Origin of the sequence: Corallococcus sp. 4LFB, assembly GCF_046520365.1 — a bacterium.
Lineage (GTDB): Bacteria > Myxococcota > Myxococcia > Myxococcales > Myxococcaceae > Corallococcus > Corallococcus caeni.
This window is the reverse complement of the sequence record NZ_JBKGHJ010000041.1, coordinates 14,843-29,230: the sequence shown is the minus strand read 5'-3', so window position 1 is coordinate 29,230 and position 14,388 is coordinate 14,843. Positions and strand designations below refer to the sequence as shown.

The following is a 14,388-nucleotide window of genomic DNA, read 5'->3' as shown; positions in this document are numbered from 1 at the left end:
CGCCCTCCATCCGCCGGAACAGCAGCGCCGCCAGCACCGCCTCCAGCGTGGAGCCCAGCACGACGGACAGCCCCACGCCCGGGGTCACGTCCATGGCGTACGCCACCACGCCCGCGCCCAGCGCCACCGCGGGCCAGCGCGACACGCCCAGAAGCAGCAGCCCGCCCAGGGCCACGCCCGACGGCAACCAGACGGGACAGATGTGGCTCTCTTCCGCGGACAGCGACAGCGCCACCCGCGCCGCCAGCAGGTACACCGCCGTCAGCGCGAGGACCTCCACGAGGCCCCGCACCGGGAACGCCGCCACACGGGCCTGAGAACGACCTTGGATGATGACTTCCCCCCGTCCCTCCAGGGCGTGACGCCAGGGCCGGAGGAACATGCGTCATGGTAGCGGGGACGGCAGGGCGTTGCACCCCGTCCGCGGGGAGGCCCGCCTGGCAGCCAGGCGGTGTCCCACCGGCGATGCAATGGACATCCTCCGGGGCCGTAGGAAGGGACAAGGAGGAACGAAACTCATGTCGCGTCCCGGTCTTGCTGCGCTGCTGTCGTTCTTCATCCCCGGCGTGGGGCAGATCTACAACGGTGACATCCTGCGCGGGGTCTTCTGGCTCATCGTCACGCCCGGCTTCTGGCTGGGCACGGGCGGCATCCTCGGCTGGGTGTGTCACGTCATCGCCGCGGCCACCGCGTACAACCGCGCGGAGGCCAAGGAACGGGCGGGATACGGCCTGGACTAGCCCGCGCGGAAGCCGCGCGTGCGGACATGAAAAAGGGGCCCACCGGCCCCTCGCCCACCGCCGCCCCGGTGCCCTCATGGGCCGGGGCGGTGTTGCTTCATCCAGCTCAGGTGTTGAACGCGTCGGGCAGCGGCTGCGGGCCCGGGATGATGCCGGCGATGTCGGGATCCTCTTCGCCCGGCCCGCGCGCCGGACGCTGATCCTTCTCGGTCTTGCGCTCGGCCTTCTTGGCGTCCTTCTCGCGCTGCTTCTGCTGGCGCGCCATTTCCTTCTGCCGCTTCGTGGACCTTCCCTGCATGGAACCTCCTGGGAAACATTGAGCGAAAAAGAGGCCCGGCCCCTTCAAGGCCGGACCTCGTGGATGCGTGAAAAGCAGCAGAGCCGGAAGGCTCAGCCGACCGGGCGGACGTTCTCCGCCTGGAGCCCCTTGGGGCCCTTCTTCACGTCGAACTCCACCTTCTGGCCCTCGGCCAGGGTGCGGAAACCGTCCGCCACGATGGCCGTGTGATGGCAGAACACGTCCGGACCACCGCTGTCCTGCGTGATGAACCCAAAACCCTTCGCATCATTGAACCACTTCACCGTACCACTTGCCATGATCTGCTTCCTTGTCCCACTGGCAACCCTGCGAGAATCGCCGGACTGCCCGCCCCCGCATTTTGGGGCGAAGACCGCGCCTTAGCCCTGAACAGGCATGAAGTCGAGCCGGGAACCACTCCCGGCCTCCCACACGACGTCGAAGGTAACAACCTCGATCCGGCAGTGAAACGCCTTCGTGGGGCGGTCCATTTCCGGCTGGCTGACGCTCCAGGCGGCCAGGGGTGACACCTCCAGGGGGCCCCGGTGTTCCGGAATAGTTTTCAGCCTCGAACACTTCCACCCGGACGTGGCCTATCTTGGATGCCCCGTACCGGTTTTCAGCCCCGCAGACCCCAACCGTGAGGCGTCCCTCCCAGTGACAAACCCAACCCGTGTGACCTTTGGCCAGCGAGATGCCTCCTTCGCGGAGGACCTGAAGCGACGCGTCTCCGAATACTTCGAGACCCGGAACCTCTCGCAGCGAGCCAACAAGGCCATGTACGTGAAGGCCCTGTCCATCCTGGGCTTCACCGCGGGGGTCTACGGCCTGCTGCTCAGCGGCCGGTTCAACGCCTGGGGCATGCTGGGCCTGGCGGTGCTGATGGGCGTGGCCATCGCGGGCATCGGCTTCTGCATCGGCCATGACGGCGTGCACGGCTCCTACAGCGACGACGCCCGCGTGAACGGCGTGGTGGGCCTCGCGTTCGACCTCATTGGCGCGAACAGCTACATGTGGCGCATCACCCACAACGTCCTGCACCACACGTACACCAACATCCAGGGCATGGACGAGGACCTGACGGTGAGCCCGCAGCTGCGGCTGTCGCCGTACAGCGAGTGGAAGGGGTACCACCGCTTCCAGCACCTGTACGCGTTCGCGGCGTACTCGCTGACCACGGTCTTCTGGGTGTTCGCGAAGGACTACAAGTACTTCTTCCAGAAGGACCTGGGCCCCTACAAGGGGAAGAAGCACGCGGGCGGCGAGTGGGCCCGCCTGCTGGCGATGAAGGCCGTGTACTACGGCTGGACGCTGGTGATTCCGTGGCTGGTGCTGGACGTCACCTGGTGGCAGTTCGTGGTGGGGCAGCTGGCCATGCACATGACGGCGGGCTTCATCCTGGGCATCGTCTTCCAGCTGGCCCACGTGGTGGAGAACGCGGAGTTCCCCGTGCCGGACGCGGACGGCAAGGTGGAGGACGCGTGGATGGTGCACCAGCTGCGCACCACCGCGAACTTCGCCCGCAAGAACCGCCTGCTGAGCTGGTACGTGGGCGGCCTCAACTTCCAGGTGGAGCACCACCTGTTCCCCAAGGTGTGCAGCATCCACTACCCGGCGCTGAGCGAAATCGTGAAGGCCACCGCCGAGGAGCACGGCCTGCCCTACATCGAGGCGACGACCTTCCGCAGCGCCGTGGCGTCGCACTACCGGATGCTCAAGCGGCTGGGCCGCCCGCCCGCGGCGGACGCCGCCGCCGAGCAGTCGAAGCTCGCCGTGGCGGCCTGAGCCACTCCAGCCACCGCGCGGGAGCCCCAGGGGCCGTCCTCCTCACGTGAAGGAGGCGGCCCCTGCTGCTTTTCAGGCGCCAGCGGACCGCAGCGCGGCCAGGAGCTCGCCCGCCGAGGAGACCACCGCGCGCGCCCCGTGCGCGTGCAGCTCCGCCGCCGTGCGGAAGCCCCAGGTGACGCCCACGCCGTACATGCCCGCGGCCTTCGCGGTGTCCATGTCCACGGAGGTGTCCCCCACGAAGCCGCACGCGTCCGGCGCCGCGCCCAGCTCCGCCGCCAGGGCCAGCGCCGCGGTGGGGTCCGGCTTGCGCGGGATGCCCGGCCGCTCGCCGTACACGGCCGTGAAGCGCACGCCCGGCAGCAGCCGCGCCGCCAGCCGCTTCACGAAGTCGTCGGACTTGTTGCTGAGCACGCCCAGCCGCACGCCGTCCGCCGCCAGCGCCACGAGCGCGTCCTCCACGCCCGGGTAGGCGCGCGTCCGGTCGAACAGGTGGGCGTCGTAGTGGGCGTGGTACGTGGACAGCACCTCCCCCTGGAGCGCGGGGGGGGCGCCGGCCGTGGCCCGCTCGGCGAGCTTCGCCACGCCCTCTCCCACGAAGCGCAGGTAGGCGGCCTCCGGGTGCGGCGGCAGGCCGTGCCGCGTGAGCGCGTGGTTCATCGCCGTGGCGATGTCCCCCAGCGAGTCCACCAGCGTCCCATCCAGGTCGAAGAGCACGGCGCGCAGGAGCATGATGGGCGCTTCTCTAGCAGAAACGCGAACGCCCCGACCCATGCAGGGTCAGGGCGTCTTTTGTGAAGCGCGGATCCCGGAACCGGCCGGGAGCCGCCGCGAAGCGGTTGTTACGGGGTGACGGCGGCGGTCTTCTCACCGGCCGCGGCGCCACCGGCCTGGATGACGGCGAAGTTGATGTTGCTGTAGCCGGCCGTGGCGCAGCTGAACATCACCCGCTTGATGACCTTGAACTGGACGTCCTTGTTGGCCTGGATGTTGACGTCGCCCTTGAAGGTCTCGCCACCGCCGGCCATGGAGTGCAGGTCCTCGAACTGCTTCTTCATGTCCCGCAGCTTCTCCTCCAGCGCGGGGATGTTGAGGTACTCGTCCTTGGTGAGGTCCTCCACCCGGCCCACGATGGTGCCCGACACGCTGACCTGGTCGTTGGACACCATCACCACCGGGTGCATCTCCACTTCCTTCACGTTGACCGCTTCGGGAAGGACGATGTCCTTGGTCATCATCAGCACCTCGCCCGTCGCGGAGAAGTTCGCGATGAGGAAGAGCACGATGATGACGAACATGTCGACGAGCGGGGTGATGAGCAGGTCCGCGTTGCCGTTCTTCTTGCCGTGACCGCCGTGGCCGAAGACCTTGGAGTGCTCCAGCCGCTTGCCGTACCGCTTACCGGGAACCTTGATGCCCATGGCTTGGGTGCTCTCCTGTTAGCCCATCGCCGCGGAGACCGACACCTGGGGCAACCCGGAGCCGATGCACTCGTCGATGATGCGGACCAGGTCCTCGTAGCGGACCAGGTCCTCGGTCTGAAGGGTGATGGCGGCCTGGTCCGGCAGCTGCGCCTTCAACTCCTTGAAGCGCGCCACCAGCTTGGTCAGGTCCGGCCGGCCCTTGTCATCCCGGGTGAGGGGGATGGGGTCGAAGGCGCTCTGGTCGGCGGTGAGGCGCATCTCCGTGGGCGACACCAGGAGGGTGAGCTGGACCGTCTTGGTCTTCTCCTCCTCCTGCTGCTCGTCCGTGGAGGCCCCGCCGGCCTGGGACACCTGGAGACGGCCAATCTGGGTCCAGACCGCCGTCATGATGAGGAAGCTGATGGTCACTGCCATCAGGTCGATGAAGGGCACCATGTTGATGGCGGTGTCGAGCGGCTTCTTGCCACCCTTCCCGCCGGTGCCCAGGTCCATTCCGCCGGCCATGGCGACTACCTCCCTGCCCTACCGCGCTCTTCGCGCACGAACGACGTTCAAGAAGACTTTGAGAACCGACGCGGCTGTCCGGGTCCACCACTTCGGGGCTACCAGACAGCGCGCCGGCACATCCGGTTCCAACCGGCGACCGCCGAGAGGAGGACTACTCCTCGGCGTGCGCGTGGGCGGACGCGGGGATGTTCAGGTTCTTGAACTTGTCGCGGTTGGCCACGATGAGGTTCAGCACGGAGACGCTGGTCTCGTTGATGTCGTTGATGAGGCCCTGGGTGCGGCCCATCAGCACGGAGAAGGCGATCAGCGCCGGGATGGCCGTGAGCAGACCGAAGCCCGTGCAGTTCATGGCTTCCGAGATGCCGTTCGCCAGAATGGTCGCCTTGTCGGCCGGGTTCACGTTCGCCACCGCCTCGAAGCAGGTGATGAGACCGTTCACCGTGCCCAGGAGGCCCGCGAGCATCGCCGCGTTGCCGAGCATCGCCAGGTAGCCCGTGCGCGCCTCCAGGCGCGGCGTCTCACGCAGGCTGGCCTCGTCGAGCGCCGCCTGGACCTCTTCCTGGCCCTTGGGGACGTTCATCAGGCCGGCCTTGATGACGTTGGTCAGCGGCGTGTTCTTCTGGCCGGCCACGTAGTTGATGGCCTTGTCCAGGTCGCCCGCGTAGATGTGCTTCTTCAGCCCGCGCAGGAAGCCTTCCTTGTTGATGGAGGCCTTGCCGAACAGGACGATGCTGCGCTCGATGATGATGGAGAGCGCGACCACCAGACAGACCGCGATGGGGTACATACCGGCCTGACCGGACTCCCAGCGGCGCCCCAGTTCCTGCAGGAAGGTCTCATTGCCGCCGGCGGCGTTGGCGAGGACGGACAGATTGGCTACGAACCCCAGGTTCATCACGGAATGCCTCCAGATGGGCGGAGCGACACGCGCTTGCGGGCCACTCCGCACTGCGACCGGCCGGGTGGACATCCACCCAGGTCAGCGGCAGGAATTTTGGATCACGGTGCCGCCGAGTCTAGGAACCGCTCCCAGGCGTGTCAAGGCAGGCACCCTCAGCGTTAGTTACTGAAATCTCACAGGAATTTTGCGTTGGCTCGCGGCTTGCCAAGTCGCTCCACAGGGCACACGGCAGGCCCTTTCCAGCGGCTTGCGCAACAGCCGTGCCAGCGATTTGGGCACCTTCGGGGGCCGTGTTAGGCGGGGAAACCATGGCCAGGAAGCGCATTGGTGAGCTGCTGGTGGAACGCGGTGCGATCACCCCCGCCCAGCTGGAGGCGGGGCTCGCGGCGCAGCGACAGACGCGGCAGCGGCTGGGCGTGACGCTGATTGGTCAGGGCGCCATCACGGAGGCCACGCTCGCCCAGGCGCTCAGTGAGGCCCTGGAAATGCCCCAGGTGGACCTGGCGGCGATCACGCCGGACTGGGCGGCGGTGCACCTGCTGCGCGCGCGCTTCTGCGAACAGCACGACCTGTTCCCCTACGCGCTGGAGCACGTGGGCGGCCGGCGCCAGCTGGTGGTGGCCATGGCGGATCCGCTGAACATCACCGCCATCGAGGAGATTGAGTTCACCAGCGGCCTGAAGGTCAGCGGCCGGGTGACGGCGCTGTCCGCGGTGCGCGGCGCCATCCTGCGCTACTACCACAAGGTCCCCGTGGCCACGGGCTCCCGCCCTGCCGCGGCGCGTCCGTCTGCAAGACCCGCTCCGCCTCCCGCGCGCCCGGCCGTGGTGGAGGACGACGAGGAGGTCATCGTCGGCGAGGAGCTGCCGGCGGCGGAGAAGACGCAGCGCACGTCGCTGGCGGACCTCATCCGCGAGCGCGAGGAGCAGGCGAAGCGCAAGCGCGGCGGCGCGGGCGCGGGGGACAAGGGCAAGGCGAAGGCGCCGTCGGCTGGCGGGGGCGGCGTGCTGGACGACCTGGACTACCTCTTCGGCCAGGCGGCGCGCGAGGAGCCGGACCGGCTGGAGGAGCTGGAGCGCCGCTTCTGGGCCCTCATGCGCATCATGGCGCGCAAGGGCCTGCTCACGAACGAGGAGTTCCGGCGGGAGCTGGACGACGAGGGCGGCGAGGGCTGAGGCCGCGCCCGCCGTCGTCGTCAGTCCGCCGCCAGGGGCAGCCGCACCGTGAAGGTGGTGCCCTGCCCCAGCGCGCTCTCCACGGTGAGGCGCCCGCCGTGGTTCTCCACGATGCCCTGGCAGATGGACAGGCCCAGGCCCGTGCCGCGGCCTTCGGGCTTGGTGGTGAAGAAGGGCTCGAAGATGCGCGACAGGTCGCGCGGCTCGATGCCGGTGCCGGTGTCGCGCACGCGCACCACCGCCTCCGTGCCCTCCTGCAGGGTGGTCAGCTGCACCTGTCCCCCGGGCTGCATGGCGTGGCAGGCGTTGGTGATGAGGTTGACGAACACCTGCACCAGGTTGGCGCGCACGGCGGACAGGGGCGGCACGTCGCTGGCGTAGTCGCGCTGCACGCTGACGCGGGCCTGGGACACGACGTGCTCGCAGAAGCCCACCGCCATGTCCACGACGGCGTTGAGCGACACGCGCTCCGGCCGGTCCTGCGCGGGCCGCGCGTAGCTGACCAGGTCGCGGGTGAAGCGCAGGATGCGGTGGCTGCTCTCCAGTATCTTCTTCAGCTTCTCCTGGTCCGCGGGGTTCGCGCCCGGCGTCATCCGCGAGCGCTGGAGCAGCGCGTCCGCGTAGGTGGCCACCGCCGTCATGGGGTTGTTGATTTCATGCACCACGCTGGCCGCCAGCTGCCCGATGGAGGCCAGCTTCTCCGCGTGGATGATGCGCTTCTCCAGCTCCTTCACCACCGTGACGTCCTGGCCAATGGCGATGACGCCCTCCACCTCCCCGGGCTGGGTGAGCATGGAGGAGGTGGCGAAGGACACGCGCACCTCGCCGCCGTCGCGGGTGAGCAGGCGCGTCTCGAAGTTGTTCACGGACTCGCCGCGCATGGCCGCGGCCAGCACGGGCACCAGCCGCAGCTGTTCGCTGGCCGCCACCAGCGAGGACAGGTCCCGGCCCAGCACCTGCTCCTTGGACAGGCCGGTGAGCGCGCTCAGGGCCTGGTTGAAGACCACGACCTGCTTGTCCCGGTTGACCACCAGGATGAGCGCGTTGGCCTTCTCCAGCAGCTCCTCCAGGTACTTGCGCACGAACGTCAGCTCGTCGATGAGCTTCGCGTTCTTCACCGCCACGGCGACCTGGCTGGCCAGCTGGAGCAGCACGCGCTCGTCGTGCGCGGGGTCCGCGTCCAGCCCCTCCGGGTACTCCATGTTGATGGCGCCGAAGAGCTGGCCGCTCGCGACCAGGGGCGCGCTCACCGCGCGGGTGCTGCCGTGGAAGAGCAGCGGCACCTCTTCGGAGATGGTCACCCGTCCCTGCGGCAGCGCCGTGGGCGTGAGGTTCGTCTTCTCCACGGAGCGCTGGAAGAGGACCAGCGGTTCGTGCGCGCCTTCCTTGAGGCGGCCTTCGGCGTAGAGCGACGTGAGGCCGCCGGAGCGCGCGTCCACGATGCGGATGCAGAAGGCGCGGCCGGGGAACAGCTCCTTCACGCCGCGCGCCACCGCGGCCACCAGCTCCTCCTCGCCGCCGGCCTCCGCCACGCTGCGGCCCAGGTCCAGGAGCACGCCCTCCGTGCGCGCCTGCTCCAAGAGGGCCCGCTCCGCGACCACCAGCCGGCCGCTGATGACCTCCGTGTCCACGCGGGCGCGCACCGCCACGGTGTCCGCGCGGCGCGACAGGGAGAGCACCAGCGAGGTGCCGCTCTGGAGCACGAGGTCGACCTCGTGGGACTGCCCGTCCTCCGGCGCGACGGCGCCCGCCAGGGCCTCCGCCAGCACGTCCACGCTGATGTCGTGCCCGGCGCAGAAGCGGCGCAGCGCGGGGTTCACGGCCGCGATGCGCAGGGCCACGTCGCAGACGGCGGCGGGCTCGTCCAGCGCGTCGAAGAAGGCCTGGAAGGCGTCAGGGGCCAGGGTTCCGGGCGGACGCACGGCGCGGACCTCACTCTTCATGGGAGCTGGCCTTGTCCAGGTCGAGGATCTGCTGCGCCCCCACGTACGACTTCGTCTCGTAGCGGGTGATCTTCCCGATCTTCCGGACGATCTCCGCCATGCGCTCCGCCTCGCGGTAGATGATGTCCACCGGCCTGAAGGCGAAGTCCTCCTCCTTGAGCTTGCGCTTGAGCAGCTCCGCGTAGCCCATCACGGAGGTGAGGGGCTGGTTGAGCTCGTGGGCCGCGGTGCCGGCGAGCGCGACGATGACGGCGTTCTTCTCACTCTCCTCCAGCCGCGTCTCCACGTCGGACAGCTTGCGCTCCAGCTGCACCCGGTCCCGGAGGTCCGTGAAGATGCCCACGGAGAAGGACTCGCGGCCGCCCTCGTAGACGATGGAGGCCGTCATGTTCACGGGCACGCGCTCACCGGAGCGGTGCATCAGCTCCTGGCGCGTGAGCGACAGCCGGCCCTTGCCGCCCATCTCCGGCCCGCGCAGCTGGGCCATGATGCGCTGGGCGACGCCGGGCGGGTAGAGCTGGAGCGCGTTGAGCTTCTCCTGGGCCTCCTGCGCGGTGTAGCCGCACATGGCCTCCGCGCCCTTGTTGAAGAGGATGATGCGCCCCTTCAGGTCGGCGGCGATGATGGCGTCCACCGACGAGTCGATGAGCCGCTCCAGGAAGTCCTTCGTGTTGCGCAGCTCGTCCTCCAGCTTGCGCGCGTGCGTCACGTCGCGGAAGGACAGGATGGTGGCCGCGTCCTCGTCGCGCAGCGGCGCGGCGGACATGGACAGCGTGAGGCACCTTCCCGCGGGCGTGCGCACCACCACGTCCACGCCCATGCGCGCCTCGCCGCGCGACGCGGACGTCACCAGCTCCATCAGCACGCCGTCGTCCACCGGCTGGGTGATTTGATTCAGGTGCTTGCCCCGGGCGTCGCTGGCGGTCGTGTCCAGCATGGACGCGCCGGAGGGGTTGAGCGACAGCACGGCGGCCTCGTCATCGAGGATGGCCACGCCCTCGCTCACGTGGGCGAAGAAGAGCTGGTAGGGCTTGAACGAGGCGGCCTTCTCCTCCGCCGCCAGCCGCGCCGTCTGCACGGACTGGAGCACCGACGCGCTCCGCAGCGCCACCGCCGTGGCGTGGGCCACGGTGGTGAGGAAGTCGATTTCGCGCGTGCTGAACGCGCGCCTGCGCCCGGCCGCGCGCAACAGCAGCACGCCGCGCACCTGGCCCCGGATGGGCAGCGGCAGCGCGGCGATGGCGTGGATGCCTCGCGCGGCCACGGCCCGGCGCTCCAGGTCGCCCAGCAGCGGGTGCGTGGCGGCCTCCTGCATCACGACGGGCTTGCCGGTGCGGACGACCTCGCGGATTTCGGGATAGCGCGCCAGGTCGATGCGCAGGTCCTTCATGCCCGGGTCGTCGCTGGCGGCGACGATGACGCCCTCGTCCGCGCCGCCGCCCACCATCACCAGCGTGGCGCGCGCGATGTCCAGCTGCTCCGCCAGGCGTCGCGTCACGCCGTGCAGGAGCGCCTCCACGTCGGAGCTCTCCGCGTAGTCGGCGGTGAGCTCCAGCAGCAGCGCCAGGTCCGTCTGGCTGCGGGCCTGCTCCTCGCGCTCGCGGTGGCGCTCCGCGGCGCGCTGCAGGCGCCAGGTGAGCTCGTGCGGCAGCCCCTGGTGGGTGACGATGTCCGCGGGGCGCAGCGTGTCCACGGCGGCGAAGCCGCGCGGCTCCGGGGACACCACCGCGATGAGCGTGAGGTGGGGCCCGTTGAGGGACGTGAGCAGCTCCACCACGGCGGGGCCGCAGCCGGGCGCGGTGAGGTCCACCAGCGCCAGCGAGGCGTCGTCCGGGTCATCCACCACGCGCAGGCCCGCGCGCTCGGCGCAGGCGTTCAGGGGTTCGCGGGCCACCGACCCCGGGGGGACCAGGACGATGCCGAAGGCGGGTTCCGACGGGGCCGACACGGGGCGCAGGACTCCGGGGCGAGGGGGGCCGGAGTCTACACAACCCCGGGGGTCAGGGGCAGCCTGACTCGAAGGCGCCCTGGTCCGGCGCCGCCCCGCAGAAGGGCAGCCCCAGGGACAGGCCCGCCTCGCGAGCGGGGGACTGCGCCGCCAGCTGGTAGTCGTCCGCGCCCGGGTCCACGAAGGCGGGGGGACGCTCCTGGGAGCGCTTGTCCAGGCCTGCCTTCGAGCGCCAGTCCGCCAGGCTCACGGTGGCGCCCTCCAGGTTGAAGGCCACCGCGCCGCCGCTCCGGTGGTACAGGTTGCCGTCCACCACCGCGCCGCTCCGGCCCGGACCCGCGCGCGCGGCGGTGCCGCAGCCGGTGAAGAGGTTGTTGCGCACGTCCAGGCCCTGGCTGGAGCCGTTGGAGCCCGCGCCGAAGATGAGGCACGCGCCGCTCAGGTTCCACACGGTGTTGTGCTGCACCTTCACGTCCACGGACGCGTCCACGCGGATGCCGGTGCCCTCCTCGCCGTCCGCTTCGCCCAGGCCGTCGTGGATGAGGTTGCGGCGGATAATGACGCGCGTGGGGGGCGCGCCCTCGCGGTTGCCGCCAATCTGGATGGCGCGCGCGTTGGCGTAGAAGACGTTGTCCTCCAGCGTGACGTCGGACGGGGACATGTGGACGAGGATGCCCTCGCCCGCGGCGGTGGACACGGCGCGGTGGTTGTAGATGGTGTTGCCGCGCAGCGTGACGCGGGTGCACGTCTTGATGTCCGCGCCGTTCTCCCGGTTGTCGTGGAGCCGGTTGTCCTCCACGAGCAGGTTGTCGAACGGCGTGCCCGGGTTGGTGGCGCCACCCTCCGGCCCCAGGCACTGCACGCCGTCGCCGGAGTTGTGGTGGATGTCATTGCCGCGCACCACCACGTTGAACGCGGAGGTCTGCACCGCGACGCCGTGGCTGTCCACCTGCCCCTGGTCGAAGTGGGAGATGTCGTTGTTCTCGATGAGGACGTCGTGCGCCTTGTCCGTCACGTAGGCGCCCGCGCCCTCCGTGCCGTTCTTCAGGATGCTGTCCTTGAGCACGCCGTGGTGCGCGCCCGCGCCGCGCCACATCACCGCGAACGTGCGCTCGCCGCCCACGTCCACCGTGAGCCCCTCGAGGTTCCAGTATGCGCCGCTCACGTCCACGAGCGCCGTCCCGCCAATGGCGCCGCCCTTGAGGATGGCCGTGGCGCCCGGCGCGGCCCGGAGCGTCAGCGGTTTCGCCGCCGTGCCCTGCCGCTCCGTCAACTGCACGTGTTCGCGCCACGTGCCGGACAGGAGGAACACCGCTTCACCGGGCTTCACCAGGGACAAGGCGCGCGCGACCGTGCGCAGGGGCAGGCTTTGCGTGCCCGCCGCGGAGTCGTTGCCGCTGGGGGACACCCAGAGCACGCGCGTGTACTGCGCTTCGGCGGGCGGCGGAGGCTCGGGCTCCTGCGGCTCCGTGGGAGTACCACCGTCCTCCGTGGCGACCCCGCCGTCCACACCGGTGCCCGCGTCGGCCGGCGGCTGGGGCCGCTCCGGCGGGGGGACGATGGGTGGGCTGGACGTGCTTGGAGGCGTGGCTGTCGCGGGCGCGGGTTCGACCTTGCCGGTACAGCCGACGGTGCCAGCGAGCATCCCGGTGGCGCAGACGAGGGTCGTCAGGGTCAGGCGGAAGCGCATGGAGGCTCCTCGTGGGGTTCACGGCGCGGAGGTGCGCTCGCGGGGTCGGCCGGCAACGGGAGCACGCGCGCCGCGCATTCCCCGTCAGCCCGGGACAGCTGCGACGCCTGGTTGCCGGGCAGCCGGGCAGGAAGGTGAATCCGCGCGGTTGGGCCTGGCGACAGGGGCCCGCGAGTGTGCCGGAGGGTGGGCACCGCGCGCAGGACGGGCCTCAAGGCTCCCACCCGGGAGGCCCCGTCCCAGGGGCGCGACAAGTTCCGCCGCCGGGCCTGTCACGGCCACTGCCCGGGGGGACGACGCCGCTGCCCTGGAGACACGCGGGCCGCGTCCTCCGGAAGGAGGGCACGGCCCGGGCACGGCAACGGATGACGGCGTCAGGGCGCGCCGGAGTCCCGGGCCTCGCGGCCGAGGAGCGCATCCAGCTCCCCGCGCTCCTCCAGCGCGTACAGGTCATCGCAGCCACCGACATGGCGGCCCGCGATGAAGATCTGCGGCACGGTGTGGCGGCCACAGCGCTCCATCATCTCCTCGCGCCGCTTCTCGTCCGCGGCGACATCCACCTTCTGGAACTCGCAGCCCTTCTCGTTGAGCAGGTCCATGGCCTGCCGTGAATAGGGACAGGTGCGCTTCATGTAGACGACGACCTCGAGCATCACGACCTCCTGCGTCGAAGGGTGGGGACGCGACTGGCGGTCCGCCACCCGGCGTGAGCCCGCCCGCTCCCCTGCTCGTCCCCTTCAGCGAGCGCCGGACACGGGCACGCCCGCGGGCAGGCGCGTGGCGGCCTCCCGGGCACGGTCGCGCAGGTCCCACGCGTACAGGGCGCACCACTGGAGCCCCACGGTGAAGACGAACAGCAGCGGCCACAGCGGCGTGTAGTGCAGCCGCAGGAGGTACAGGCCCACGTAGTACACGTAGAACTGGAGCACGAACGCGAGCAGCGAGCGCCGGCCGATGACGCTCGCCGCCTTCAGGTAGCGCGACAGGTAGCCGGCCTGCTCGGCGCGCATCAGCAAGCCCATCAGCGCGAGCACCGTGCCGCCATAGAGCGCGACGTAGGCGGGCCCCGGCGGGTACTTCTGCGCCTGCGACGTGAGCGCCATCAGCGTGTCGAAGCCCGCGCCGTGCCACAGGTGGCGCACCGCGAGGTGGAGCACCACCAGCCCGGCGCCGCCCACGGCGATGCCCAGGCCCACGAGCTCGAAGCGCCGGCCCACGCCCTTCACGTCCGCGCGGCCCCACGTCCCCAGCCACTCGCCGAACATGCTGCCCACCAGGTACACGCCCAGCCACGGCACCACCGGGAAGGTGGAGAGCATCACGGACAGCTCGCGCTGGCCGAAGAAGGCCTCCTTGAGCGTGCGGGCCACGGCCGACTCCGGCCACCACCCCAGGCTCACCGCCCAGCTCAGCGCGAACAGCCCCAGGCCCAGGCCTGCGCGGGCCCGGCCGTTCAGCCGCGTCACCACCCAGGGCCCCACGAGCAGCGCCAGCCCGATGGTGTCCGTCACCGGCAGGATGCGCAGCAGGTACAGCGGCTCGTCCGCCCAGAAGCGGCAGGTGGGCACGATGAGCAGGTGGCCCGCGGTGAGCAGGAACAGGCCGCGGCGCTGGAGCCGCTTGCGCAGCGGGCCGAAGTCGCGGCTGCGCGAGTGCAAGAGCCCCAGCATCAGGCCGCTGATGACCATGAAGCCGGGCGTGGCCATCATCGTCAGCAGGTTCATCCGCTCGCGCAGGTGCGCGGCCTCACCGCCCAGCGGATAGAGATACGCATCCGCGAAGTGCGACAGGAACACGAGCAGCATCACCGTGCCCCGCATGGCATCCACCGCTTCCAGCCGCCCGGAGGCGGAGCGCGCCCCCGACACCTGCTCGCGCTGCATTGGGAATCCCTTCGGAAGAGGGCGCGCGGTTCTTGATGGCATCCCCCACCCGCCATTCGCGGGTGCCTGCCCTGCGCGCCTGCTGACAGGAATA

The 14,388-nt window shown here is 70.2% G+C and carries 15 protein-coding genes; 3 read left to right on the top strand and 12 right to left on the bottom strand.

Annotation, left to right across the window (positions count from 1 at the left end):
- A partial coding sequence (locus ACLEQD_RS07295; protein WP_410382809.1) for an MASE1 domain-containing protein occupies window positions 1-292 on the bottom strand: 292 nt, incomplete at its 3' end.
- Window positions 293-518: 226 nt separating this feature from the next.
- On the opposite strand from ACLEQD_RS07295, the gene ACLEQD_RS07290 reads away from it, so the two are divergent.
- Window positions 519-740, top strand: coding sequence for a hypothetical protein (locus ACLEQD_RS07290; RefSeq protein ID WP_410382808.1), 222 nt, complete (start codon window positions 519-521; stop codon window positions 738-740).
- A 106-nt stretch (window positions 741-846) separates the two neighbouring features.
- Here the strand turns inward: ACLEQD_RS07290 and ACLEQD_RS07285 are convergent, their stop codons facing one another.
- Window positions 847-1,038, bottom strand: coding sequence for a hypothetical protein (locus ACLEQD_RS07285; protein ID WP_120529980.1), 192 nt, complete (start codon window positions 1,036-1,038; stop codon window positions 847-849).
- Between the two features lie 92 nt (window positions 1,039-1,130).
- A complete protein-coding gene (locus ACLEQD_RS07280) occupies window positions 1,131-1,337 on the bottom strand; it encodes a cold-shock protein (RefSeq protein ID WP_120529979.1) in 207 nt (68 codons plus the stop codon).
- Between the two features lie 358 nt (window positions 1,338-1,695).
- Between ACLEQD_RS07280 and ACLEQD_RS07275 the strand changes: the two genes are divergently transcribed.
- Complete coding sequence (locus ACLEQD_RS07275; protein ID WP_410382806.1) at window positions 1,696-2,823, top strand: fatty acid desaturase family protein; 1,128 nt, start codon at window positions 1,696-1,698, stop codon at window positions 2,821-2,823.
- Window positions 2,824-2,895: 72 nt separating this feature from the next.
- On the opposite strand, the gene ACLEQD_RS07270 is transcribed toward ACLEQD_RS07275, so the two are convergent.
- The 4 genes from ACLEQD_RS07270 to ACLEQD_RS07255 all read right to left on the bottom strand — a co-directional run bounded on the left by ACLEQD_RS07270 (window position 2,896) and on the right by ACLEQD_RS07255 (window position 5,649).
- On the bottom strand, window positions 2,896-3,555 hold the full coding sequence (locus ACLEQD_RS07270; RefSeq protein ID WP_410382805.1) for an HAD family hydrolase: 660 nt from the start codon (window positions 3,553-3,555) through the stop codon (window positions 2,896-2,898).
- A gap of 110 nt (window positions 3,556-3,665) precedes the next feature.
- Entirely contained in the window at window positions 3,666-4,244 is a 579-nt protein-coding gene (locus ACLEQD_RS07265) for an ExbD/TolR family protein (protein ID WP_120529976.1), read from the bottom strand.
- Window positions 4,245-4,262: 18 nt separating this feature from the next.
- A complete protein-coding gene (locus ACLEQD_RS07260; RefSeq protein ID WP_120629553.1) occupies window positions 4,263-4,751 on the bottom strand; it encodes an ExbD/TolR family protein in 489 nt (162 codons plus the stop codon).
- Window positions 4,752-4,905: 154 nt separating this feature from the next.
- On the bottom strand, window positions 4,906-5,649 hold the full coding sequence (locus ACLEQD_RS07255) for a MotA/TolQ/ExbB proton channel family protein (protein WP_171417378.1): 744 nt from the start codon (window positions 5,647-5,649) through the stop codon (window positions 4,906-4,908).
- Window positions 5,650-5,963: 314 nt separating this feature from the next.
- On the opposite strand from ACLEQD_RS07255, the gene ACLEQD_RS07250 reads away from it, so the two are divergent.
- Window positions 5,964-6,830: a hypothetical protein gene (locus tag ACLEQD_RS07250; RefSeq protein WP_410382804.1), complete on the top strand. Its 867-nt coding sequence runs from the start codon at window positions 5,964-5,966 to the stop codon at window positions 6,828-6,830.
- 20 nt (window positions 6,831-6,850) lie between these two features.
- On the opposite strand, the gene ACLEQD_RS07245 is transcribed toward ACLEQD_RS07250, so the two are convergent.
- From ACLEQD_RS07245 to ACLEQD_RS07225, 5 genes are all read right to left on the bottom strand, one after another.
- The gene (locus ACLEQD_RS07245) at window positions 6,851-8,773 is read right to left on the bottom strand and encodes an ATP-binding protein (protein ID WP_410382803.1); all 1,923 of its coding nucleotides are present in this window, start codon (window positions 8,771-8,773) and stop codon (window positions 6,851-6,853) included.
- The gene (locus ACLEQD_RS07240) at window positions 8,763-10,721 is read right to left on the bottom strand and encodes a PAS domain S-box protein (protein WP_410382801.1); all 1,959 of its coding nucleotides are present in this window, start codon (window positions 10,719-10,721) and stop codon (window positions 8,763-8,765) included. The genes ACLEQD_RS07245 and ACLEQD_RS07240 overlap by 11 nt, the downstream gene beginning before the upstream one ends.
- Before the next feature lie 52 nt (window positions 10,722-10,773).
- On the bottom strand, window positions 10,774-12,411 hold the full coding sequence (locus ACLEQD_RS07235) for a nitrous oxide reductase family maturation protein NosD (protein ID WP_410382800.1): 1,638 nt from the start codon (window positions 12,409-12,411) through the stop codon (window positions 10,774-10,776).
- A 374-nt stretch (window positions 12,412-12,785) separates the two neighbouring features.
- A complete protein-coding gene (gene grxC, locus ACLEQD_RS07230) occupies window positions 12,786-13,064 on the bottom strand; it encodes a glutaredoxin 3 (RefSeq protein ID WP_410382799.1) in 279 nt (92 codons plus the stop codon).
- An 84-nt stretch (window positions 13,065-13,148) separates the two neighbouring features.
- The gene (locus ACLEQD_RS07225; RefSeq protein WP_410382798.1) at window positions 13,149-14,294 is read right to left on the bottom strand and encodes a heparan-alpha-glucosaminide N-acetyltransferase domain-containing protein; all 1,146 of its coding nucleotides are present in this window, start codon (window positions 14,292-14,294) and stop codon (window positions 13,149-13,151) included.
- Window positions 14,295-14,388: the final 94 nt, after the last annotated feature.